Source organism: Streptomyces sp. NPDC055955 (assembly GCF_042270245.1).
In the GTDB taxonomy this organism is placed as follows: domain Bacteria; phylum Actinomycetota; class Actinomycetes; order Streptomycetales; family Streptomycetaceae; genus Streptomyces.
On the sequence record NZ_JBHJYS010000020.1, the window covers coordinates 65,490 to 88,950 of the forward strand.

The window sequence follows — 23,461 nt, forward strand, 5'->3', positions numbered from 1 at the left end:
CGGGGGGCCGGGGCGGACCCGGCGGGCAGGCCGGGGTCTGTCGTCCGGAAGCGCTCCGACCGAAAGGTTCAGCCGGAGAGCGCCTCGAGGAGCCGGTCGACGTCGGACTCCGTGTTGTACAGGTGGAAGGCCGCCCGCAGGTTGCCCGCGCGGTCGGAGACCTCGATGCCCGCCCGGCTCAGCTCCCGCTGCCGTACGCCGAGCCCCGGCACGGAGACCACGGGCGAACCCGGCGCGGGCACCGGCGCGTGGCCGAGCGTGGCGAGACCCGCGCGAAAGCGGTCGGCCAGGGCGAGGTCATGGGCGCGGATCGAGTCGACGCCGAGTTCCTCGATGAGCGCCAGGGAGTGCCGCGCGCCCGCGTACGAGAACAGACCGGGGCTCTCGTCGAACCGCCGCGCGGAGTGCGCGAGCTCCTCCACGGGCCCGTAGCAGCTGTCCCACGGGCGTTCGCCCGCGACCCAGCCCGCGAAGATCGCGCTGAGCGAGCCCAGGTCCTCGGGGACGACGAAGAAGGTCACGCCGCGCGGGCACAGGAGCCACTTGAACGCGACGGCCGACGTGTAGTCCTGCGCGTCCGCGTCGACAGGCAGCCAGCCGGCCGCCTGGGAGCAGTCGACGTAGGTGCGGGCGCCGTGGGCGCGGGCCGCCTCGCGGATCGCGGGCAGGTCGGCGACGCGTCCGTCGGCGGACTGGGCCGCGCTGACGGCGACCAGCGCCGTGCCCGGGCGCACCGCGTCGGCGATCCCCTCCAGGGGAGCGGCACGGACCTTGAGGTCGCCGCGTACGTGGAAGGGGTTCACCGTGGAGCTGAAGTCGCCTTGTGCGGTGAGGACCTCGGCGCCCGACGGGAGCGAGGCGGCGATGACGGCGGTGTAGACGGCGACCGAGGCACCGGCCGCCACCCGCTCGGCCGGGACACCGGCGATCCGGGCGAAGGCGGCACGGGCGGCCTCGACGTCCGCGAACATGTCGGCGGGCCGGCCCGCCGCGACGGAGGCGACCGCGTCGCTCATGGCCGCCACCGCGCGCGATGGGAGCAGCCCGGTGCTCGCGGTGTTCAGATAGGTGGTGACGGGTGCGAACTCGGCGCGCACGAGCGCGTGATCGAGAGTCTCCATGAGTCCACTGTGCCGTCTCGCCAACTATCGGTCCATTGCGAGTTGTTGAGCAGTATCCCTAAGCGGCGCTTATACGTGCTGCTCCCGCGAACGAGCGCCCGCACCCGCGGCGTGTGTCAGTTCTGCGGGACCGCGCACCCGTCCGGGCCGCACGCCTCGGCGTCGCCGCTGTCGATGACCTGGAGCGGCGAGCGACTGTCCCACGCCTGCTCCAGGGCCTGGGCGAAGACCTCGGCGGGCTGGGCGCCGGAGACGCCGTACTTCCGGTCGAGGACGAAGAAGGGCACGCCGTTCGCGCCGAGCTCGGCGGCCTCGCGCTCGTCGGCGCGCACGTCGTCGGCGTACCGGGCGGGGTCGGCGAGGACGGCCCGGGCCTCGTCGGCGTCGAGACCGGCCTCGGCGGCGAGGCCGATCAGGTACTCGTCGGCGTCGGCGAAGACGGACCGCTCCTCGGCGAAGTTCGCCCGGTACAGGAGGCCGATCAACTCGTCCTGGCGGCCCTGCTCCTTCGCGAAGTGGAGGAGGCGGTGCATGTCGAAGGTGTTGCCGTGGTCGCGGCCCTCGGTGAGGTAGGCGAGGCCCTCGGAGGCGGCGTTCTCGCCGAGGTTGCGCTCGGCGGCCTGCGCCTGGTCCTCGGTCATGCCGTACTTCTGCGCGAGCATCGGGATGACGAGTCCGCTGTCACCCTTGGCGCGCGTCGGGTCGAGCTCGAAGGAGCGGTGGACCACCTCGACGCCGTCACGGTGCGGGAAGGCGGCCAGGGCCTTCTCGAAGCGGGCCTTGCCGACGTAGCACCAGGGGCAGGCTATGTCGGACCAGATCTCGACGCGCATGGGGGTCACTCCAGATTCGTACGGCGCAGGGGGTGCCCTGCGACCCCCTTCAACGCCCGCCTTCGGTGGCTCATTCCCCGGGACGGGCGGTCAGGTGCAGCCGCATCCGCAGGTGGCTGCCGCCGTCGTCGCCGTATCCCTCGTCGGTCCAGCCCTGGCGGGCGTAGAACGCCTGGGCGCGCGTGTTGTCGCCGTGCACGTCGAGATACGCCTGCTCGACGCCGTCCGCGTGCCACTCCTCGACACAGGCCGCGTGGAGTTCGGCGCCGACCCCGCGGCGCCAGAGGTCGGGGCTGACGTGGAACTGGAACAGCTTGACCACCTCCTTCGGCTCACCGTCGGGCGTGCGGAAGGAGGCGAGACCGGCGAGCGCGCCGTCCCGTACGGAGACAAGGACGTGCGAGCGGGGGCGGGTGATCGCCTCCACCCACACCTGCTCCCAGTCGGTGCCGCCGTCCGGCGGACCGTCGGGGTAGTACGTGGCGCGGGCGCGCCGATGCAGGGCGGCGACGGCCGGAGCGTCGGCGGGGACGGCTGTTCTGATCACGCCGGGAAAGACGTCCCCACCGGCTTCCGGGTTCCCGCGCCCGAGGGTTCCCGGAGTGTCAGGAACCGTCGCGCAGGCCCTGCGGCCAGCTCGGGCGGAACTCGATGTCCTCGTACGTGACGACGCAGCCGTCGCCGACCGGCGCCTGTGCCATGAAGCCGACCAGGGCCGCGCCCGCGGACTCCTCGTCGCCGAGCGAGAAGATCCGCACGAAGGTCCACTTCTCACCGTCCGGCGAGGCGTGGAAGGCGAACGCCGAACCGGTGCGGCTGATGCGCAGCCACACCGTGCTGCCGCCCACGACGAACGCGTTCGCGTCGTCGGAGCGGCCGCGCGTGACGACGGTGCACACGGTCGGCTCGTCGGGCGAGCGCTCCAGGCACAGCTTGGCCCACTCGCGCTCGCCCACGTGCAGATAGAGCACGCCCGCGTCGAAGGCGGCCGTGAAGCCGACCGTGACCCGGGCGAGCAGCTGGAAGTCGCCCGTCGGCGCCCCGAGCAGGCGGGGCGCGTCGGACGCCGGGTCCAGGGCCGTGCCGGTGGGCGGCACGAAGCGGTCCTGGCGGGGTCCGGCCCAGCCGGTGAGGGCCCCGTCCTCGTACGACCAGTGCCCGTCGGGGCCGTAGGAGCGCAGCGGGAACGGGAGTTCGGGGATTTCGATGTCCATCGGGTCAGTTTTCCAGGTGACGAGCGGCGGGCGTGTTCAGAGTTCCTGACGGCCTTCGTAGCGGCGCGGCAGGCCCAGCGGGTTGTCGTCGCGCAGCTCCGGCGGCAGGAGCGCCTCGGGAGTGTTCTGGTACGCGACCGGGCGCAGCCAGCGCTCGACGGCGGTGCCGCCCACGGACGTCGAGGTGGACGTCGTGGCCGGGTACGGGCCGCCGTGGTGCTGGGCGGGGGCGACGGCGACACCGGTGGGCCAGCCGTTGACCAGGACACGGCCCGCGAGCGGGGTGAGCTCGGCGAGGATCTCGGCGCCACGCCCCTGGCCCGCGGCCTCGCTCTCGGACAGGTGGACGGTCGCCGAGAGATTGCCGGGCAGCCGCGAGAGCACGGCGGTGACCTCGGCGTCGTCCTCGTAGCGGGCGACGACCGTGACCGGCCCGAAGCACTCCTCCAGGAGGAGGTCGTGGTCGCCGCCGTCGGCGGCCAGGCGCTGGGCGGGGACGGTGAGGAAGCCGGGGCTGACGGTGTGCTCGCTGCCCGCGCCCGGGGTCACGGGGGCGTCCACGCCGGGGAGCTCCGCGCGTTCGGCGACGCCCGCGACGAAGTTGTCGCGCATGCGGTGGTCGAGGAGCACGCCCGCGCCGGTGTCGCTGACGGCGTCGGTGAGGGACTTGACGAGGCGGTCGCCGTCGGCGCCGGTGGGCGCGAGGACGAGGCCGGGCTTCACGCAGAACTGGCCGACGCCGAGCGTCATCGAGCCCGCGAGCCCGGCGCCGATCTGCTCGGCCCGCTCGGCCGCCGCCTGCGCCGTGACGACCACGGGGTTGAGGGAGCCGAGTTCGCCGTGGAAGGGGATCGGCACGGGGCGGGCGGCCGCCGCGTCGAAGAGGGCGCGTCCGCCCCGGACGGAACCGGTGAATCCGGCGGCCGACACCAGCGGGTGCCTGACGAGCTCGACGCCCGCCTCGAACCCGTGGACCAGGCCGAGGACGCCCTCCGGGATGCCGTGCTGGACGGCGGCCCTGCGCAGCACGGAGGCGACCAGTTCGGAGGTGGCGGGGTGGTCGGGGTGGGCCTTGACGACGACGGGGCAGCCCGCGGCGAGCGCGCTCGCGGTGTCGCCGCCGGGTACGGAGAAGGCGAACGGGAAGTTCGACGCCGAGTACACGGCGACGACGCCCAGCGGCACCTTGTAGCGGCGCAGGTCCGGGATCGGCGGGGTCGCCGAGTCGTCGGGGTGGTCGATGACGATGCCCAGGAAGGCGCCCTCGTCGACGATGTCCGCGAAGGCCCTCAACTGGTAGCTCGTGCGGGCGAGTTCACCGGTGAGGCGGACGGGACCGAGAGCGGTCTCCGCGTCCGCGGCCTCCACCAGGTGCTCCTTGGAGGCGTCGAGGAGCTCGGCGGCGCTGCGCAGGAAGGCGGCGCGCACGGTGCGGTCGGCGAGGGCTCCCGTGGCGGCGCGCGCCGCGCGAACCGCCTGGTCCACCTCCTCGGCTGTGGCTTCCACCGCAACCTGCTCCCGCTGCTTCCCGGTTCGGGGGTCGACACTCCAGACTGGTGCTGCTGCCACCGAGGGTTCCTCCCAGATCTGTGCCGCTCACCTGACGACGAACAGCAGCTGTTCGATATGCTGAACGCTGTCCCTGATGATGAATACGCTACGGACTCAGGACACTAATTCTCGTCGAACGAAGGGGTCAAGGGAATGTCGGCAGGTGAGACGGGCGGCGGGGCGCAGGTCAAGTCCGCGGTACGGACCGTGGAATTGCTCGAATACTTCGCGGGCCGGCCCGGAATGCACTCCCTGGCAGCCGTCCAGGAAGCGGTCGGCTACCCCAAGTCCAGCCTCTACATGCTGCTTCGCACACTCGTCGAGCTCGGCTGGGTGGAGACGGACGCGACGGGCACGCGGTACGGCATCGGCGTGCGCGCCCTGCTCGTCGGCACGTCGTACATCGACGGCGACGAGGTGGTGGCCGCGGCCCGCCCCACTCTCGACCGGCTCTCCGACGACACCACGGAGACGATCCACCTGGCGCGGCTCGACGGCACGAACGTCGTCTATCTGGCCACGCGTCAGTCGCAGCACTACCTGCGGCCCTTCACCCGCGTCGGGCGCCGGCTGCCCGCGCACTCCACGTCCCTCGGCAAGGCGCTCCTCGCGACCCACACCGACGAGCAGGTCCGCAAGATGCTCCCCGAGACGCTCCCGGCGCTCACCGAGCACACCATCACCGACCGCGAGAAGCTCATCGAGGAGCTGCACGCGGTGCGCGAGCAGGGCATCGCGGTGGACCGCGAGGAGAACACGCTGGGCCTTCGCTGCTTCGGCATCGCGATCCCGTACCGCACGCCGGCGCGCGACGCGATCAGCTGCTCGGTGCCGGTGGCGCGCCTGACCCCCGCGCACGAGCAGATGGTGAAGGACGCGCTGTTCGACGCCCGCGACCGGCTGACCCTGGCCACGCGCAGGCTCTGACGCGCAAGCCTTCCCCGGAGGCGGCCCCTCCTCCCCCGCTCGGCTGAGGCCGTCGGGATCCTCGGCGGCGCGCTCCTGAGCCGTGTCGGGACCGGCCGCCTCCAGGCCCGAGTGACACGGATCTCATGATGAGGATTCACTGAGAAACCGGGCCGGAACGGAACGATTCGCTCGCGGCCGCTCGTCTTCTGTGCGGGATGAACAAGACGATCAGACACGCCTCGGTCTTCTGTCTGCTCCTCGTGCTCGCTCTGCTGGTGAGGGCGACGTGGGTGCAGTACTACGACGGCCAGGCCCTCGCGGACGACAAGAACAACCGGCGGAACGTGATGAAGCAGTACGCGTATCCCCTGGGCGACATCATCGTGGGAGGCAAGGCGGTCACCGGTTCCGAGCGAACGGGCGACGGCAGCGATCTCGCGTACAAGCGCACGTACAAGGACGGCGATCTCTATGCGGGTGTGACGGGCTTCAGCTCGCAGGTGTACGGCCAGACGCAGCTCGAGGGCATCTACCGGGACATCCTCGACGGGACGGACACCCGGCTCAAGAACCCCGTCGACGCGGTCACCGGCAAGCACACCGAGCCGGGTGACGTGGTCACGACCATCGACCCGTCGGTGCAGAAGGCCGCGTACCGCGCGCTCGGCGACAAGAAGGGCGCGGCCGTCGCGATCGACCCGAAGACCGGGAAGGTGCTCGGTCTCGTCTCGACGCCGTCGTTCGACCCGTCGAAGATCAGCGGCGGGGACTCGTCCACGGACGGCAAGGCGTGGACGGCACTGTCGAAGGACAAGGACCAGCCGACCCTGAACCGCGCGATCAAGCAGGCGCTGCCGCCCGGATCCACGTTCAAGCTGGTCGTCGCGGCTGCCGCGCTGGAGGACGGGCTCTACTCGTCGGTGGACGCGAAGACCGACAGCCCGAATCCGTTCCGCCTCCCGGGCACGACCACCGACCTGAGGAACGAGAGCGCGTCCGCGCCCTGCGAGGACGCCTCGATCCGTACGGCGCTGCAGTACTCCTGCAACAACGTGTTCGGGAAGATCGCCGTCGACCTGGGCCAGGACAAGGTCAGGGCGATGGCCGAGAAGTTCGGCTTCAACGACGCCGAGCAGGACATGCCGGTCCGGGCCTCGCAGAGCGTGTACCCGAAGGACATGGACAAGGCGCAGACAGGTCTGTCGGGCATCGGACAGTTCGACGTGACGGCGACGCCGCTGCAGATGGCGATGGTCTCGGCGACGATCGCCAACGGCGGCGAGCAGGCATCCCCGCACATGGTCTCGCAGGTCACGGACGCCGACGGCAACGCGATCAAGAGCTTCGCCGACGGTGACGACACGCGCGTGGTCAGCACGTCGACGGCCTCGCAGCTCCAGTCCGCGATGGAGACGGTCGTGGGACAGGGCACCGGTACGAACGCGCGGATCGCGGGCGCGACGGTGGGCGGCAAGACGGGCACGGCCCAGCACGGCGAGAACAACAGCAAGACGCCGTACGCGTGGTTCACGTCCTACGCGAAGGACGACTCCACCGGCAAGGAGGTCGCCGTGGCGGTCGTGGTGGAGCAGTCGGACGCGGCCCGCTCGGAGGTGAGCGGCAACGGTCTGGCGGCGCCGATTGCGAAGGCGATGATGTCGGCGGCGCTCAAGGGGTAGGCGGCCCGGCGAGGGGCCGGATCAGGTGCCCCGGCCCCTCGCCATGAAGGCCTGGGGCCTGTCGTTCGGATCATGCCGGGCTCGCGGGTGCCGGCACCCGCTCCCTGATCCGGCCTGACCGGACGAAAGTCCCTGGCGGCGCCGGCCGCGTGCCGCCCGGACCGTCGCCGGCGTCGCCAGCGCTCCCACCAGCAGGCCCACCGCGAGACCGAGGCCGAGGCGCGTGCCGGTGCTCGCCGCCACCACGACGGCGGCGACGAGGGCCATGGCGCCGCCCATGAGTACGTAGCGGCGCCGGCGCCCCGGGAACGTGGGGCGCCGCGGTTCGGGTGGCGCGGGCGCCGGGCCGGCGCCGACCGCCTTCTCGCGCTTGAACCACGCGTACACGACCCAGCTGCCGCACGGCTCCCAGCCGTCGCGCGCGAGCCGCTCGTCGAGGCCTTCGCCGCCGGTGGTCAGCTCGCGCCGGTACTCCCAGCGCCGCGGCCGCTCCGGGTCGCGGTGGCTGACGAAGCGACCGAGCGGGTCGACCCGCTCGACCTCCCAGCCCTCGTCGCCGAAGCGGTTCAGGAGGTGCTCGTCGGCATACGTGTCGGCGAGCCAGCGCCAGGTCTCCAGGTGCTCGTCGGCTGCGGGCGTCCCGGACGGGGCGAGACGCCGGGCGAACGCGTCGACCGGACCGAACGCGTCCTGCGGGTCCGCTCCCCCGGCCCGCGCCAGATACGCCGCGAGATCGGCGACCGTGGCGGCGGCATGGTCCGGCGGAAGCCCGTGCGCCTCGCGCAGCAGCTCCGCGAGGCGGTCGAGATAGCCGGTCATCGCACCACGGTAGATCACCGCATCACGCCTACCTGACGCCGAGCAGTTGCTCCAGAGGGTCGATCGCGAAGTACACGAGGAAGAGGGCACTGGCGCCCCAGAGCAGCCAGTGCACCTCACGCGCCTTGCCGACGACGGTCTTGATGACGACGTACGCGAGGAAGCCGGCACCGATGCCATTGGTGATCGAGTACGTGAACGGCATCACGGCGATGGTCAGGAACGCCGGCACCGCGATGTCGTACTGGTCCCAGTCGATGTACTTCACCTGCGTCATCATCAGGAAGCCGACCGCGACGAGGGCGGGCGCGGCGGCCTGGAGCGGCACGATGGTCAGGAGCGGGGAGAGGAAGAGCGCGAGCGCGAAGAGGCCACCCGTGACGAGGTTGGCGAATCCGGTGCGGGCGCCCTCGCCGACACCGGCCGCGGACTCGATGTAGGTGGTCGAGGAGGAGGCGGAGGCCGCGCCGCCCGCGACGGCGGCGGCACCGTCGATGAGCAGCACCCGCCCCAGGCGGGGCACCTGGCCCTTCTCGTCCAGCAGCCCGGCTTCGGCGGTGATGCCCACCACGGTGCCCATCGTGTCGAAGAAGTCCGACAGGATGAGGGTGAAGACGAGCAGGATCACGGTGAGCGCGCCGGTTCTGCCGAACGCGCCGAAGAGGCTGAAGTCGCCGAGCAGCCCGAAGTCGGGCGCGGCGAACACGTCGTCCGGGATCTCGGGCGTGGTCAGGCCCCAACTCTTCACATCGGCGACGGAGTTGATGACGACGGACACGACCGTCATCACGACGATGCTGATGAGGATGGCGCCCTTCACCTTCCGCGCGAGCAGGCCGATGGTCAGCAGCACGCCGAGACAGAAGACGAGGACGGGCCAGCCGGAGAGGGTCCCCGTGCCGCCGAGCTGCACCGGCACGGTGGACCGCGCGACGTCCGGGATCCTGGTGACGAAACCGGCGTCGACGAAGCCGATGAAGGCGATGAACAGTCCGATGCCGACGCTGATGGCCTGTTTCAGCGGCTGGGGTATCGCGCGCATGACGGCCTCGCGCAGCCCGGTGACGACGAGGCCGCAGATCAGCAGGCCCTCCAGGACGATGAGCCCCATCGCGTCCGGCCAGCTCATCAGCGGGGCTATCTGGAAGGCCACGACGGCGTTGAGACCGAGGCCCGCCGCGAGGGCGAGCGGCAGATTGCCGCCGACGCCCATGATGACGGTCATCACGGCGGCCACGAGGGCGGTGGCGGTGACGAGTTGGGCCCCGTCGAGCTGGTGCCCGAACTTGTCCTTCGCGCTGCCCAGGATGATCGGGTTCAGAACGAGGATGTAGGCCATGGTGAAGAACGTGGCGAAGCCGCCGCGCACTTCGCGGGAGTACGTGGATCCACGTGCGGTGATGCGGAAGTGACGGTCCAACGGGGCGAGCATGACGGGCTCCTCGGGTCAGCCGTGCCAAGTGGTGGCTGGATTGTTCCCCCGAGGAGCCCGTTTCAGGTTTTCGCCGTGTTACGGAATGCGGATGGGATCGGGTGCGCTCACTCGACGAAGTACGTCGGGTTCGGGAACTTGTAGGTCCGGTCGGCGTGGCCGCCCTGGAGGTCCGAGTACTGGTCGCCGAAGTTGCCGACGATGTCGTAGCCGAGGGACTCGATGTGCTTGCGGGTGCCGGACTTGTACTGCACGGTGGTGCAGTTCCAGGCGCTCGCGGTGGCGCAACCGCTCAGGTAGGCGGGCGGGTTGGTCTTGTCCTTGAGGAACATGTGCCCGGGGTCGAGGTTGACGCCGATGCCGACCTTCTTGAGGTTCTCCACGGCGGACGCGCGCTGCGCCTCGCTCAGCCCGGAGTTGTAGAAGACCTCCACACCCTTCTTCTGCGCGTACGCGATGAGGTCGGGCGTCCCGAACACGGCGGGCCGGTTCGCCTTGGCCACGTACTCCTTCCATGTGGCGTCGTTGTAGACGTAGTTGGTCTTCTTCTCGTAGTCGAGGCTGAGAAGAAGGGTGTCGTCGATGTCGAAGACGACGGCGGGCCTGTCACCCTTGTGGTGATGCCCGGCTGCGGCCTTGGCGATCTGCTTCTTCGCACCCGCCTCGATACGCGCGAGGTCCTGGGCGTACTGGCTGGACGAGGACGCCTGGTAGACGCCGTCCGCGTCGAGGGCGGTGCCGTAGTAGGAGTCGATCTCCTTGACGAGCTGCCCGATGTTCTTGGGCTCGGCGGTGGTGTGCGCGGACGCTCCACCGGCGTTCGCGACACCGGTCCCGTACAGGGCAGCACCCGCGAGAACACAGGAGCCGGCGACGGCGGCGGCGATACGTGAGGTCTTATGCATGACAGGCTTTCTACGCGCGTCACACGGCTGAGCGCGAGACCTTTGCCCGATCGATATCTGATCCACGGCCGACCGGACCTCCCCGGCGGCACAGCACCTCCATCAATTGCCCGCACCTGAAGTCCACTTGACCTTCTCTTGAACCGCCTCACCTAGGGTCAGAGGTCACATGCGCGAACGACCCGGACACGGGAGTCAGCCGCTCCTTCAGCACGCCCTTCCCGTCCGGGTCGTTCGGTGCGTTCCACCTGCCGGTGGACGCCTGGAGCGATCGCAACGGCGCCCGCATCGACGTCGAACGGGACTCGGACGGTATCCCGTTCGGCTTGCGCCACTCCGGCGGGTACTACGTCGCCGTCGATACGGCCGGCCCGCGCGTCACCTCCTTGCGCCTCCTCGATCAGGTCCCCGACGCATACACCACCGACGCTTCGCGCGAGGGCGGCACAGTCGTCATGCGTTACGGCTACGACGAAGCGGGCAACCTCATCGAGGTCATCAACTCCAGTGACCTGCCCCTGAAATTCACGTACGACACGGACGGTCGCGTCACCCAGTGGACGGACCGAAACGGGACCTGGTTCACATACACCTACGACGAGCGTGGCCGGGTCGTCCGTACCGAGGGTGCGGACGGATTCCTCTCCGGGGCATTGGAGTACGAAGATGCCACGCACATCACCACGTACACCGACTCGCTCGGTCACCGGACCACGCATCGCCACAACCCGGAAGGGTTGGTCGAGGAGGAGACCGACCAACTCGGCCACATCACCCGCACACTGTGGGACGAGTGGGGCCACAAGCCACTGGCCGTCATTGACCCGTTGGGGAACGCAACCCGGTACAGGTACGACGACGCCGGCAATCTGATCGAGCACACCCTGCCGGACGGATCGGTCGCCACAGCCACGTACAACACGCTCGGGCCGCCTCTGGAGGTCGTCGAATCCGGCGGGGCGGTCTGGAGTCACACCTACGACGAGCTGGGCAACCTACTCAGCACCACCGACCCCCTCGGTGCCGAGACCAGGTATGGCTACAACAAGCAGGGGCATCTGGCCACGATCACCAATCCCCTGGGCGCCCGGCGCACGGTGAGGTCGAACGCGGCCGGGCTGGTGGTCACTACGACCGACGAACTCGGGCACGCGACACACATCCGGCGCGACGCGTTCGGCCGGGCCGTGGAAATGACCGATCCGCTGGGTCACACGACCCGTCTGGGCTGGACGACCGAAGGCAAAGCGGAATGGCGGGAGTACCCGGACGGTAGCCGCGAGACCTGGACCTGGGACAGCGAGGGCAACCCGCTCACCCACACCGACCCGGTCGGCCACACCACACGTCACACTTCGGCCCACTTCGACGTACCCGCCACCCGTACCGAACCCGATGGCACGACGTACTCCTTCGCCTACGACACCGAACTGCGCCTCACCGGCGTCACCAACCCGCAGGGTCTGACCTGGTCGTACACCTACGACGCGGCGGGACGACCGGTCACGGAGACCGACTTCAACGGCCGCACCCTCACCTACACGCACGACGGTGCAGGCGGACTGATCTCCCGTACGAACGGTGCGGGCGAGGCCCTCGAGTTCACCCGGGACGCGCTTGGCCGGATCACAGCGCAGCACCATGACACGGGCAGCGTGACCACGTACGCATACGACACTGCGGGCAGGATGAGCCGTGCGGCGAACTCGGACGCGGAGGTCGTGGTCGAACGTGACGCCTTGGGTCGCACACTGTCCGAAACCGTCAACGGCCGAACGACCGCTTCCACGTACGACGCCCTCGGCCGGCGTACGCGGCGGACTGCCCCGTCCGGACTGGCAACAGAGTGGACATACGACCTGTCGGGCCGGCCCATCGGCCTCCAGTCCGAGGCAGGCACGCTGACGTTCACCTACGATGCCTCGGGCCGCGAGATACAGCGGCGCCTCGGCACCGACCCGCCCCTCTCCCAGACATGGGACGCGACTGACCAGCTCACCACCCAGTCCCTGACAGCACACCGGACGGCGGGCGCCGACTGCCTTCTCCAGCACCGCGCATACGCCTACGGTCCGGATGGCTGCCTCACGGAGATCCGCGAGCTCACGTCCGGCACCAGGCGCTTCAGCCTCGACCGCACCGGACGAACCACGCGCGTACAAGCCCACGGGTGGACCGAGAAGTACGCCTACGACTCCGCTGGGCAGCTTACCCATGCCGTGGCCCCTGCCCATGAGACGCCAGGTGAGCGCGAGTTCGACGGAGCCCTCATCCGCCGTGCAGGTCACACCACTTATGAACACGACGCCCAGGGCCGCCGGACCCGGATGACCCGCAAGTTGCTCAACGGTCAGCGGCGGACCTGGACTTACGTCTGGACTGCGGAAGACCGCCTGGCCGAGGCGGTCACACCGGACGGGGAGCGCTGGCTGTACGCATACGACCCACTCGGACGCCGGATATCGAAGCACCGCCGCTGCGCCGACGGCTCGGAGACCGACCGCACGTCCTTCGCCTGGGACGGCACCTGCCTGGCCGAGCAGACCGGCTCCGACGGCAGGGTCACCACGTGGGACTACGCCCCTGGCACGCACCGCCCCCTCACACAGACGAACCACCACCCTCGGGCCGGCGTCCCTGGCAGGTCTCTTCTCGCCGAGCTCGCCGAAAACACGACGAACCGCAACGCCACACGCTTCCACTCCGTCGTCACAGACGCCGTGGGGACGCCGACCGAACTCGTGACCCCCGACGGTGACCTGGTGTGGCAGCATCGCACCGCTCTGTGGGGAACCGATCTGCCCGCCCCGCATGACACGACGGCCGCGCTCTGCCCTCTCCGGTTTCCGGGCCAATACGCCGACGCGGAAACCGGCCTGAACTACAACTACTTCCGGTACTACGACCCGCAGACGTCCCGGTACACCAGTCCCGACCCACTGGGACTGGACCCCGGACCCGACCACTACGCATACGTCGATGCTCCCCTTTCGTTGCTCGACCCTCTGGGCCTGAAGTGCGAAGAACCGGTCCTGCAGCCGCGTACGGGAGTAAAAGGGCTCCTGAAGGACGCTCAACTCCCGCACTCGGGACGGATTCGCTTCGTCCCCCCGGAGAATGTTTCAGTGAATGCCGGCCTTCCGCGCGGAACCCGCAAAGGCTACATTGACCGCTTCGGTAACGAATGGATCAAGGGGCCCTCCAGGACCGCGGGCCAGCCCTTCGAGTGGGACGTCCAGTTGAGCAAGACCGGGCGGGCTAAACTTGGCTGGCTCAGCAGAGACGGGAGTCACCTGAACGTGTCACTCGACGGGGAAATCACCCACAAATGACCGAAGGAATGAGAACAATGACAGACGACGCACTCCATTTCTTCGCCGAGGTGCGCGTGGCCAGCTGTCCGTCGAAGCCTGAGCTCGAAGGGATGCTTGGCGCGGTGCTCGGAATCTCCGAGCCTCGCGACACCGAAACACCCGTCGATTATGGAGTGATGCTCGACGACTGCGACCGACTGGTTTCCTTTCGTCGGGAGCAAATTGCGCCGACAGGGCGTGATCGAATGCGTGAAGACTATTACTGATTCCCATTTCCCTGTCGGCGCCGTCTTTCGATGCAAGACCGTCGACGTCGGCCGTCAATAATCATCGATGGAAAAGGCAATGACCTCGGCCCTCACCTTCGCCTCCGCGGTCCACGCGTCCTCGCCCGTGCTTCTTGCCGTCTTCGTCCTCGGAGGGCTCGTCGCCCTCTGGTGCGGCGTGTATCGGGCGTTCGACGTGCGGGGGATCACCACCCGGCGCTCCGAGCGCATCCGGCGGAAGAATGCGGACTCCTGGGCGGCGATGGGCCGGCTCGACGGGTCGCCCACCATCTTCGCCACAACCGGATTTCTCCGCTTCCTGGGTGCCTGCATGGCGTTCGCCGGGCTCGTCCTGCCGGCCGCCTCGTACGCCCTGTGGCATCTCAACTGACCTCAGGCAGTCGGCTTCCAGCCCGGGTCCCGGCCGCTCAGGCCCACCGCCCGGTCGAGCAGGGTCGCGGACTCCTCCACCGGGACCACCGGGCCGAAGATGTCGGGACGGGGGCCCGCCGCGGACTGGAGCAGGAAGGCGTGGGCCGCTTGCAGGGCGGCCTCGTCGGGGGCGTAGTCCTGGCCCGTCGCCTTCGCCAGGTCCCAGGAGTGCACGACGAGTTCGTCCAGGGCGACCATCGCCGCCACCGCTCCGGGCAGGTCGACCCCGCCCGCACGAGTCATCCCCTGCCAGGCCGCCGGGTCGCGCCAGACCTCCGCGAGGTCGTCGAGCGCCTTGGCCAGCGCGTCGCGCCAGCCGTCCGTGATGTCGGGCCGCTGCGCCCTGGGGCTGGTGTCCGTCGTCGGCCCCAGGTTCTTGCGTCCGGCGTCGCCGAAGGCGGCGGTCAGCCCGAGGATGTGCCCGAGCAGGTGGTGCACCGCGTACTCCGGACACGGGGTCGGCAGGTCCAGCTGGTCCTCGCGCACTCCGTCCACCAGGCGCGCCACGATCCGCGTCTGCGGGCCGAAGTCCACCATCTGCTGCAGCGTCTGGTCCGTCGCGTCGGTCATGCCGGCTCCTTGTTCCCCTCATGGTCAGGGCTCGCCCTGCGTACATACCTGTAGACCCCGGCACCGCCCGGAATTCATCGCCGTGCTCGCTACGGCATCCTCCCGATCCCGCACCGGGGGCCTTAGGGCCACGATGACCTGGCATGACGTCCATTTCTACCGCCACACGGGGCGGCTCGCGGCTTCTCCTGGCCGGCATCGTCGTCTCCGGGTTCGGGACCTCCGCCATGTGGCTGGCCGCCGGGATCTGGGTGAAGGACCTGACCGGCTCGGACAGCCTCGCCGCGCTGTGCGCCTTCGCGCTGTGGGCGCCCGCGCTCGCCGGGCCCCTGCTCGGCACACTCGCCGACCGCACCCGGCGACGTCCTCTCCTCGTCGCCGCGAATCTGGGCCTGGCGCTGCTGCTCCTGTCGCTGCCGGCCGTCGACTCCGCCGGGAGCCTGTGGATCCTGTTCGCGGTCCTCGTGGCGTACGGGGCGTGCGGCGTCGTCACCGACGCGGCCGAGGCCGCCCTCGTGCCGGCCGTCGTCGGCAGGGAGTCGCTCGGTGACTTCAACGGGCTGCGGATGACGGCCGACGAGGGCATGAAACTGGTCGCGCCGCTCGCCGGGGCGGGCCTCTTCGCGATGTACGGGGGCGCGGGCGTGGCCCTGCTCGACGCCGCGACCTTCGCCGCCGCGGCCGGGCTGTACGCGCGGCTCCGGGTCCGGGAGACCGCGCCCGCCCGCCCGCGCGCGGGGGTGTGGACCCGCACCGCGGAGGGCGTACGCGCGCTGTGGCGGCGGGAGCGGCTGCGCCCCCTCGTCCTCGCCGCCGCGGCCACCATGGCCCTGGCGGGCCTGAACGGCGCCGCGCTCTACGCGGTCGTGGACAGCGGCCTCGACCGCTCCCCCTCGTACGCGGGCGTCCTGTACGCGGCTCAGGGCGCCGGTTCGGTCGTGGCCGGGCTCGCCGCGGGAGGGCTGCTGCGGCGGCTCGGCGAGCGCCGGTTCGCGGCGGCGGGCATCGGCCTGTTCGCGGCGGGCGCGGGCCTGCGCGCGCTCCCGTACGACGCGGTGGCGCTCGGGTGCAGCGCCGCGATCGGCATGGGCCTGCCGTGCGTCCTGATCGCGGCGCTCACCGCGGTCCAGCGCGAGACCCCGGACGCGCTCGTCGGCCGCGCCGTGGCGACCGCGCACACGCTGATGTTCGCGCCGAACGCGGTGGCCCTCGCGACGGGCGCGGGCCTCGTCGCGCTCGTGGACCACCGCGTGCTGCTGCCGCTGCTCGGTGCGGCCGGACTCGCGCTCGCGTGCGCTACCGCACGCCCGCCCAGCGCTTGACGGTGGCGACGGCCTCGGCCTGTTCGTCGGCGGGCAGCTTGGCGATGGTCGCGCCGTGGTTGGAGCCGGGCACGACGTAGCGGTACGAGTCGTGCCTGCTCGGGGTGAACCTCTCGGCGCTCCACGGGTCGTTCTGCCCGTACACGAACATCATCCGCTCGCCCCGCGTCCTGACCCACTTGTCGACGCCGGAGATCGCGGAACCGTCGTACGTGCCGCGCATCGCGGCCGGCAGCACCGAGTTGGGCTGGTAGATGTCCGGGTAGTGGCGGACGTCCTTGAGATGCTTGAACCTGAGGTCGGCCCAGCCGAGTTGGGTGGCGGCCTGCCGGTAGTAGGGCCCGGTGCCGTTCGTGCCGAGGGTCTCGTCCTGGTAGACGCTGAAGCCGTGCCCCTTCGACCAGGTGTAGAGCTCGTCGTCGGTGGCCTTCTTGGCGTCGGGCACGGTCGGGCAGTCGTCGACCGTGCCGCTCTGCCAGAAGTTCCACACCTGGTCGAGCACGGCGAACTCGTAGGCCCTGTCGGTGGTTCCGAGAGTTTCCTCGAACGTGTCACCGGCCGCGGCCGCGTCCGCCTCGAACTTGGGGATGAGGGCGTCGCGGCGCACCAGCATCTCTCGCTGCACGGCGTTCAGGGCGGCACGGCACTCGGGCGTTCCGACCGTCCTGAAGAAGTTCTCGTAGCCGCTGTCGTTCTTGTTGTCGGCGTCGTTCGGGGCGACGAACGCGACGACGGCGTCGAGGTCATTCGGGTAGAAGCGCTCGTGGTACGTGGCGGTCATGCCGCCCTTGCTGCCGCCCGTGCCGAGCCACTTGCCCTTCTCGATGGTGCGCAGGGCCTGCGTGACGCGATGCTCGTCGCCGGCCTCCTGCCGGACCGTGAGCTTGGACCAGTCGTCGCCCGCCGCGCCCTTGGGCCGGGACTCGGCGAAGTAGCGGTGCTCGATGGAGACCTGGTTGGCGTCGAGCAGCTTGGTGATCTCGCGGGTGCTGGAGGAGAGCGTGTAGCCGCCGGTGTAGAAGACGGTGGGCTTGGCGGCCGCCTTGTGCCAGAGCGTGAGGCGCTGCGTGAACGTGCCGGCCTCGGGGTTGCCGTGGTCCACCGGCTGCGCGTACGTGAGCGTGTAGAAGGGGTAGCCCTCCTTGTCGGTCACCGAGACGACCGACATGCCCGGGACGGCCGCCAACTGTGCCCGGATGTCCTCCTGCTGGACGGCGGCACCGGCCGCATCTCCCTGCGCCGCCGCCGCGGGCACCGTCCCGCCGAGCGCCGCCGTGCCTGCCATCACCCCCGCGCACAGCAGCGCGGCTGCGCCCTGACGACGAAACTGCCTGGAGCCCTGTCTGCGCCCCTGGCCCCGACCCTGGTTACGCACGCGCACCTCGTGTCCCCTCCGTAGGAAGCGTCGATCGTGGTGCGCGATAGTAACCGCTTTCAGGCGAGCTCCGACAGGCCTTCCGCGATCAGCTTCAGATCGCCGTCCGACGCCAACCCCGCGTGATAAAGACGCAGTTCGCCGGCGCCGAGTCCGGCGGCGCGCCGGGCGTCGGCGGCGAGCGTGCCGGGGCTGCCGCCCATCCCGGCGACCACGGTGAGGTTGGCGGCCACCACTCCCCTGCCCTGAGCGGCGAAAGGAGGGATCAGGTCCGCGCCGCCCGTGCACGGCACGACCACGCCGTCCGCGACCGCGAGGATGTGCGCCGGGTCCACGCCCGCGTTCGCTCCGCAGTGATACGACGCCGGGTCGGCGTGCAGCAGGATGCGGAAACCGTCCGGAGCCTGCGCGCGGACCGCGGCGACGGCGTCCTCCTGGAGACCGCGGGCGACACCGTCGCGCCACGCGCGCGTGCCCGCCGCCGCGCGCGCCCCGAGCAGCTTCTCCACTGCCGCCCAGCCGGCGTCCGGGGTGGCGTGCCCGCGCCACAGGGGTTCGAGGGCGCGCCGGACGTCGGCCGCCAACTCGTCGGCGTCCAGGCCCTGTCGGCCGTATCCGTCGTGGCACGACGGACAGAAGCAGAGCGACATCAGGTACTGGCCCGCTTCCCCCAGACCGACGCCCGCCGTCTTGTCGTGGGCGTGCAGGTGCGCGAGCCCGTACCAGCCGAGGGATTCGAGTTCGGTGCCCTTCGCGCCGGGCCGCACGGCCGCCTCCGCCGCCAGGTCGACGAGGTACGCGCGCGTGGCGGGCTGTGCGATGCAGGGGGCCCACGGGTAGCGGTCGCCGTAGGCGTTGACGACGGAGGTGTCCGGACGTTCCGCGCCGAGGCGGGAGTTGTGGGCGAGGACGACCCAGGTGTGGACGTCGAGCCCGGCGCCGGCGAGCGCCTCGGCGGCCTGCCCGAAGGCGTCGCCGGGTGCCCAGTCCCCCGCCTCGTACGGTCGCAGGTCCCGGCCCTGCCAGCGGTCGCCCGGCGGGTAGAGCACCGCGGCGTGTTCGGCCGTGACGACGCGGTGGCTCGGGTGACGGGGCGTCAGGGCTCGGGTGGAGTGGTAGGCGGAGGCCAGGGTGACCTGCTGGACGCCGAGGCCGGCGATGCGGGCGGCGGCTTCGGGGTCGCCGTTGACGTCCCAGGGGTAGACGAAGGCGGACGCCCTCACGCCTGGTCCCCCGTCTCCGCCAGGAGCGCGCGGCCGCGCTCGACGATGCCGGCGAGCCGCTTGACGTGCTCGTCGGTGGGCTCGTGCAGGGGCGGGCGGACCTCGCCGACGTCGAGGCCGGTGAGCCGGACGCCGGCCTTGACTAGGGAGACCGCGTAGCCGCGGCCCTCGTTGCGGAGTTCGACGAGCGGCCGGTAGAAGCCGTCGAGGAGGCGCCCGGCGGTGGCGTCGTCGCCGGTGCGCAGGGCCGTGTGGAAGGCGAGGGCGATGTCGGGCGCGAAGCAGAACACGGCCGACGAGTAGAGACCGACGCCGATGCCGCGGTAGGCGAGTCCGGTGAGTTCTGCGGTGGGCAGGCCGTTGAAGTAGAGGAAGTCGGTGAGTCCCTCGGCGCGTACGGCACTGATGGTGCGCTGGAGGAGGTCGAGATCGCCGAGGCCGTCCTTGAGGCCGAGGATCTTGGGGTGACGGGCGAGGGCGACGACGGTCTCGGGCGTGAACACCGCGTTGTCGCGCTGGTAGACGATGATCTCCAGGGCGGTCGCGTCGGCCAGCTCCGAGTAGTGGCGCAGCAGGCCTTCCTGACCGGCGACCACGAGGTAGGGCGGCATCGCGAGGAGCCCGTCGGCGCCGGCTTCGTCGGCGAGGCGCGCGTAGCGCACGGCGAGGGCCGTGCCGTACCCGGCGCCCGCGACGACCGGCACCCGTCCCGCGGTCTCCTCGACGGCCGCGGCCACGCACGCCTGGAACTCCTCGGGGGTCAGGGCGTGGAACTCGCCCGTTCCGCAGCACGCGAAGACCGCGGCGGCCCCGGCCTCGACACCCTGGCGCACATGGGCGCGGAAGGTGTCGAGGTCGAGGGTGCCGTCGGGCCCGAAGGCGGTGACCGGGAAGAACAGCGGCCCGCTGGGGATGCTGAGTCGAGCGGCGAGAGGGGCTGACGTCACGGGCTCTCCCTTGGCGTGCACGGTTCTGATTTGCGTCTATATTTCTGAACACGCTCACGCTAATCCGCCCCCGGGGCGCGGGTCAAGCACGCTCACGCGCATCCTGGCAGCGGATTTCGAGCCTCCGCGCGGGACTTGACTCCGCCCGGCGGCAATCTTTAGCGTGTCCATGGATGTGAATGCCGTGCATGAATGCGGCCATCTGGCTGACTATTCGAGGAGACTCCCGCATGCCCGCTCCCCGCACCGTCCTGCTCACCGGAGCCGCCGGCGGCCTCGGCACCCTGATGCGCGGACTGCTTCCGGCCTACGGCTACGAGCTGCGCCTCCTCGACGCCCGGCCGATCGAGGGCGAGCCGGACGCGATCACGGCCGACCTCGCCGACCGGGACGCGCTGCGCGAGGCCGTGCGCGGCGTGGACGCGATCGTCCATCTCGCGGGCATCTCCCTGGAGTCCACCTTCGACAAGATCCTCAAGGCGAACATCGAAGGGCTCTACAACCTCTACGAGGCCGCGCGTGAGGAAGGCGTGCGCCGCATCGTGTTCGCCTCGTCGAACCACGCGATCGGCTACACGCCCCGGCCCGCGGACGGCGACCCCCGCGTGCCCGTCGACACGCTCCGCCGCCCCGACACCTACTACGGCCTGTCGAAGTCGTTCGGCGAGGACCTCGCGCAGTTCTACTGGGACAAGTTCGGCCAGGAGACCGTGTCCGTGCGCATCGGCTCGTGCTTCATGGAGCCGACGAACGTACGGATGATGTCCGTGTGGCTGAGCCCGGGCGACGGCGCGCGGCTCTTCGACGCCGCGATCAGGGCCGAGGGCGTCGGGCACACCGTCGTCTACGGCTCGTCCGACAACACGCGCGTGTGGTGGGACCTGTCCTCCGCGCGGGCGCTCGGCTACGAACCGCAGGACGACTCCGAGCAGTTCGCGGAGAAGTTGATCGCCGAGTTCGGCGAGCTGGACCCGGAGAACCCCGACCACACGCGGATGGGCGGGCACTTCGTGACGAACCCGCCCATCTGGCCGTACTGAGGCGCTGGTTCAGAGCCCTGCGTCGCGGCGCCTGAGGCCTTCCGCCGACTCGCGGCGCACCAGGAGCCCGGCCCGCCCGTCCGCCACGGCGACGACGGGCGGCCGTCCCACCGGGTCGTAGCCGAACGCCGTCGACAGCTGCTGGGCGCCCGCCACGGGCACGGCGAGGAGGTCCCCGGGCCGTACGTCGTCCGGCAGCGGCGTGTCCGGGGCGAGGACGTCGCCCGCCTCGCCGTACCGGCCGACGACCGTGACGGGGCGCGTGGCCGCCGTGGAGCGCCTGCCGACGAGGCGGGGCGCGCAGCGGACGCGGTAGAGCGCGGGCCGCGGGTTGTCGCTCATACTTCCGTCGACGCCGACGAAGACGCGGGCACCGGTGCGCTTCACGGGGAGCACCCGGTACAGGGCCACGCCCGCGCGGGCGACCACGGCGCGGCCCGGCTCGACGGCGAGGCGCGGCAGCGGAAGGTCCGACCGGGCGCAGGCGTCGGCGAGTTCGCGGCGCACGCGGCGGCCGGCTCCGGCACGTCGAGCGGGTGCTCCCCGGGCCGGTGAGCGACCGCGTGGCCGCCGCCGATGTCGAGCACGGGCAGGGTGATCCCGTGCACGAGCGGGTGCTCCCCGGGCCGGTGGGCGACCGCGTGGCCGCCGCCGATGTCGAGCTCGGGCAGGGTGATCCCGTGCCGGTCGCGGATGCGTGCCATCAGGCCGACGAGGTGCCGCACGGCGCCGACGTACGGCTTCACGTGTCGATCTGCGAACCGATGGGGCAGTGCGGTCCGGTCAGTTCGAGCCCCGGCTGCTCGGCGAGGCGCGTCACGGCGTGCAACGCGGAGCCGACGGCGACGGACAGGCCGAACGTCCGGTCGTCCGTCCTGGAGCGGATCGCGGCATGCCCGCCCGCGGCGACGCCCGGCACGACACGCGCCATGACGCGCTGCCGGGTGCCCTGAGGGACGTACGCGGCGAGGCGGGCGATCCCGGAGGCCGAGTCGACGACGATGCGCCCCACGCCGTGCCGCAGGGCCGCGCGCAGGTCCCGCTCACCGTCGCCCCGCGTCCGGCGGCCACCGGGACCGGGGCCGGGGCCGGGCACATCGACGAGGAGGCGCTCGCTGGTGAAGCCGACGGCGGTGCGGCCACCGCGCGCGGTGCGGAAGAGGCGGGTCGCACAGGTCCCGGGTCCCGGCTGGACGGGGACGAACAGGGGTCCGGCCGGGGTGGGTTCGCAGGGCGCGGTGTCGTCTCCTTAGATGCGGTCGTTCACGGCTGCCCCTGGGTGGTGACGGAAGAGTGGTGACGGAAGGTGCTTCGGCAGTGACGTCATCCCCGCCCGCCCCCGCTCCGGCCCGCTCCGGCCCCGCCGATGACGCGCTGTTGACGCCTTCTCAGCTCTCCTTGACGCAGAGCGAATGCGCCGGGCGGGCAGCGAACGGGCGGCCGCGGCGCCCCGAACGGGCATCTCCGTGCCCGCTTGCGCGCACCGCCCCAGGTCCGCGGCGGGCAGCCACCGGCACGAACGGGCACAGACGGGCAGCATCGGACCGGTAACGAACCTGGTCACGGCCGCGGGCCCGCTGTACAAATTTTCCAGAGTCACCGCACGGGCCCGAACGGGCGGCGGGACCGGACACCGGGCAGGCCCCCACGGCCCGCACCGCACAGCCAGGACCGCACAGAGAGGTGCACACCATGAGCGCGGAGGAACGCCAGCGGGAGATCGTGCGCGCCGCACGCCGCAGCGGCTCCGTCGACGTCACCGTGCTCGCGGCCGAACTCGGCGTCGCGAAGGAGACCGTGCGGCGCGACCTGCGGGCCCTGGAGGACCACGGCCTGGTGCGGCGCACGCACGGCGGCGCCTACCCCGTGGAGAGCGCCGGGTTCGAGACGACGCTCGCGTTCCGGACCACCATGCACGTCCCGGAGAAGCGCCGGATCGCCGCCGCGGCGGCCGAGCTGCTCGGGGACGCGGAGACCGTCTTCGTCGACGAGGGGTTCACGCCCCAGCTCATCGCCGAGGCCCTGCCGCGGGACCGGCCGCTCACCGTGGTCACCGCGTCGCTGGCCACGGCGGGCGCACTCGCCGAGGCGGAGAACACGACGGTGCTGCTGCTCGGCGGCAGGGTGCGGTCCGGCACGCTGGCCACGGTCGACCACTGGACGACGAAGATGCTCGCCGGGTTCGTGATCGACCTGGCGTTCATCGGCGCCAACGGCATCTCGCGCGAGCACGGCCTGACCACGCCCGACCCCGCGGTCAGCGAGGTCAAGGCGCAGGCCGTGCGGGCCTCCCGGCGCACGGTGTTCGCGGGCGTGCACACCAAGTTCGGGGCGGTCAGCTTCTGCCGGTTCGCGCCGGTCTCCTCGCTGGAGGCGATCGTGACCGGCACGCAGCTGCCCGCGTCCGAGGCTCACCGCTATGCGTTGCAGGGGCCGCAGGTCCTGCGCGTCTGACATCCCTGCCCGCGTACGCCGACGGGTTCCGCACACCTCGGCGCACCCCTTTTCT

General features: G+C 71.1%; 20 protein-coding genes and 1 pseudogene. 8 read left to right on the plus strand and 13 right to left on the minus strand.

Going from position 1 to position 23,461, the window contains the following annotated elements:
- Positions 1-68: 68 nt before the first annotated feature.
- From ACFC96_RS32750 to ACFC96_RS32770, 5 genes are all read right to left on the minus strand, one after another.
- Positions 69-1,121: an aminotransferase class V-fold PLP-dependent enzyme gene (locus tag ACFC96_RS32750; RefSeq protein ID WP_376264099.1), complete on the minus strand. Its 1,053-nt coding sequence runs from the start codon at positions 1,119-1,121 to the stop codon at positions 69-71.
- Between the two features lie 116 nt (positions 1,122-1,237).
- On the minus strand, positions 1,238-1,954 hold the full coding sequence (locus tag ACFC96_RS32755; RefSeq protein WP_376615579.1) for a DsbA family oxidoreductase: 717 nt from the start codon (positions 1,952-1,954) through the stop codon (positions 1,238-1,240).
- A 70-nt stretch (positions 1,955-2,024) separates the two neighbouring features.
- Entirely contained in the window at positions 2,025-2,501 is a 477-nt protein-coding gene (locus ACFC96_RS32760; protein WP_376264094.1) for a GNAT family N-acetyltransferase, read from the minus strand.
- A 58-nt stretch (positions 2,502-2,559) separates the two neighbouring features.
- Positions 2,560-3,168: a DUF1349 domain-containing protein gene (locus ACFC96_RS32765; RefSeq protein WP_376264092.1), complete on the minus strand. Its 609-nt coding sequence runs from the start codon at positions 3,166-3,168 to the stop codon at positions 2,560-2,562.
- 36 nt (positions 3,169-3,204) lie between these two features.
- Positions 3,205-4,737, minus strand: coding sequence for an aldehyde dehydrogenase (NADP(+)) (locus ACFC96_RS32770; protein WP_376615581.1), 1,533 nt, complete (start codon positions 4,735-4,737; stop codon positions 3,205-3,207).
- A gap of 135 nt (positions 4,738-4,872) precedes the next feature.
- Between ACFC96_RS32770 and ACFC96_RS32775 the strand changes: the two genes are divergently transcribed.
- Complete coding sequence (locus tag ACFC96_RS32775; protein ID WP_376264086.1) at positions 4,873-5,646, plus strand: IclR family transcriptional regulator; 774 nt, start codon at positions 4,873-4,875, stop codon at positions 5,644-5,646.
- 197 nt (positions 5,647-5,843) lie between these two features.
- Positions 5,844-7,307, plus strand: a complete 1,464-nt coding sequence (locus ACFC96_RS32780; protein ID WP_376615583.1) for a penicillin-binding transpeptidase domain-containing protein — start codon at positions 5,844-5,846, stop codon at positions 7,305-7,307.
- A gap of 21 nt (positions 7,308-7,328) precedes the next feature.
- On the opposite strand, the gene ACFC96_RS32785 is transcribed toward ACFC96_RS32780, so the two are convergent.
- The 3 genes from ACFC96_RS32785 to ACFC96_RS32795 form a co-directional block, all read right to left on the minus strand.
- A complete protein-coding gene (locus ACFC96_RS32785; RefSeq protein ID WP_376615584.1) occupies positions 7,329-8,126 on the minus strand; it encodes a hypothetical protein in 798 nt (265 codons plus the stop codon).
- 28 nt (positions 8,127-8,154) lie between these two features.
- Positions 8,155-9,558 (minus strand): NCS2 family permease, encoded by a 1,404-nt coding sequence (locus ACFC96_RS32790; protein WP_376615586.1) that lies wholly within the window; start codon positions 9,556-9,558, stop codon positions 8,155-8,157.
- A gap of 107 nt (positions 9,559-9,665) precedes the next feature.
- Entirely contained in the window at positions 9,666-10,463 is a 798-nt protein-coding gene (locus tag ACFC96_RS32795; protein WP_376615588.1) for an HAD family acid phosphatase, read from the minus strand.
- A 254-nt stretch (positions 10,464-10,717) separates the two neighbouring features.
- Here ACFC96_RS32795 and ACFC96_RS32800 point away from each other — a divergent pair, with 254 nt between their 5' ends.
- The 3 genes from ACFC96_RS32800 (at position 10,718) to ACFC96_RS32810 (ending at position 14,434) form a co-directional block, all read left to right on the plus strand.
- Positions 10,718-13,795: a polymorphic toxin type 17 domain-containing protein gene (locus ACFC96_RS32800; protein WP_376615590.1), complete on the plus strand. Its 3,078-nt coding sequence runs from the start codon at positions 10,718-10,720 to the stop codon at positions 13,793-13,795.
- Positions 13,796-13,812: 17 nt separating this feature from the next.
- Positions 13,813-14,043, plus strand: a complete 231-nt coding sequence (locus tag ACFC96_RS32805; RefSeq protein WP_376615592.1) for a hypothetical protein — start codon at positions 13,813-13,815, stop codon at positions 14,041-14,043.
- A 79-nt stretch (positions 14,044-14,122) separates the two neighbouring features.
- Complete coding sequence (locus tag ACFC96_RS32810) at positions 14,123-14,434, plus strand: hypothetical protein (RefSeq protein ID WP_376615594.1); 312 nt, start codon at positions 14,123-14,125, stop codon at positions 14,432-14,434.
- 2 nt (positions 14,435-14,436) lie between these two features.
- On the opposite strand, the gene ACFC96_RS32815 is transcribed toward ACFC96_RS32810, so the two are convergent.
- Positions 14,437-15,045: a TIGR03086 family metal-binding protein gene (locus tag ACFC96_RS32815; RefSeq protein WP_376615596.1), complete on the minus strand. Its 609-nt coding sequence runs from the start codon at positions 15,043-15,045 to the stop codon at positions 14,437-14,439.
- A gap of 143 nt (positions 15,046-15,188) precedes the next feature.
- Between ACFC96_RS32815 and ACFC96_RS32820 the strand changes: the two genes are divergently transcribed.
- Complete coding sequence (locus tag ACFC96_RS32820; RefSeq protein WP_376615598.1) at positions 15,189-16,367, plus strand: MFS transporter; 1,179 nt, start codon at positions 15,189-15,191, stop codon at positions 16,365-16,367.
- Here ACFC96_RS32820 and ACFC96_RS32825 read toward each other — a convergent pair.
- The 3 genes from ACFC96_RS32825 to ACFC96_RS32835 are packed head-to-tail and all read right to left on the minus strand — an operon-like array spanning position 16,342 to position 19,912.
- The gene (locus tag ACFC96_RS32825) at positions 16,342-17,742 is read right to left on the minus strand and encodes a S28 family serine protease (protein ID WP_376615600.1); all 1,401 of its coding nucleotides are present in this window, start codon (positions 17,740-17,742) and stop codon (positions 16,342-16,344) included. The genes ACFC96_RS32820 and ACFC96_RS32825 overlap by 26 nt on opposite strands.
- A 59-nt stretch (positions 17,743-17,801) precedes the next feature.
- Entirely contained in the window at positions 17,802-18,965 is a 1,164-nt protein-coding gene (locus ACFC96_RS32830) for a hypothetical protein (protein WP_376615602.1), read from the minus strand.
- Positions 18,962-19,912: a 5-dehydro-4-deoxyglucarate dehydratase gene (locus ACFC96_RS32835; protein WP_376615604.1), complete on the minus strand. Its 951-nt coding sequence runs from the start codon at positions 19,910-19,912 to the stop codon at positions 18,962-18,964. Before ACFC96_RS32835 ends, ACFC96_RS32830 begins: the two co-directional genes overlap by 4 nt.
- Positions 19,913-20,142: 230 nt before the next feature.
- On the opposite strand from ACFC96_RS32835, the gene ACFC96_RS32840 reads away from it, so the two are divergent.
- A complete protein-coding gene (locus ACFC96_RS32840) occupies positions 20,143-20,952 on the plus strand; it encodes an NAD-dependent epimerase/dehydratase family protein (RefSeq protein ID WP_376264051.1) in 810 nt (269 codons plus the stop codon).
- Positions 20,953-20,961: 9 nt separating this feature from the next.
- On the opposite strand, the pseudogene ACFC96_RS32845 reads toward ACFC96_RS32840, so the two are convergent.
- Positions 20,962-22,078 (minus strand): annotated as a pseudogene (locus ACFC96_RS32845) (hypothetical protein); the annotation flags it as partial.
- Positions 22,079-22,644: 566 nt separating this feature from the next.
- Between ACFC96_RS32845 and ACFC96_RS32850 the strand changes: the two are divergent.
- The gene (locus ACFC96_RS32850; protein ID WP_376615606.1) at positions 22,645-23,406 is read left to right on the plus strand and encodes a DeoR/GlpR family DNA-binding transcription regulator; all 762 of its coding nucleotides are present in this window, start codon (positions 22,645-22,647) and stop codon (positions 23,404-23,406) included.
- Positions 23,407-23,461: the final 55 nt, after the last annotated feature.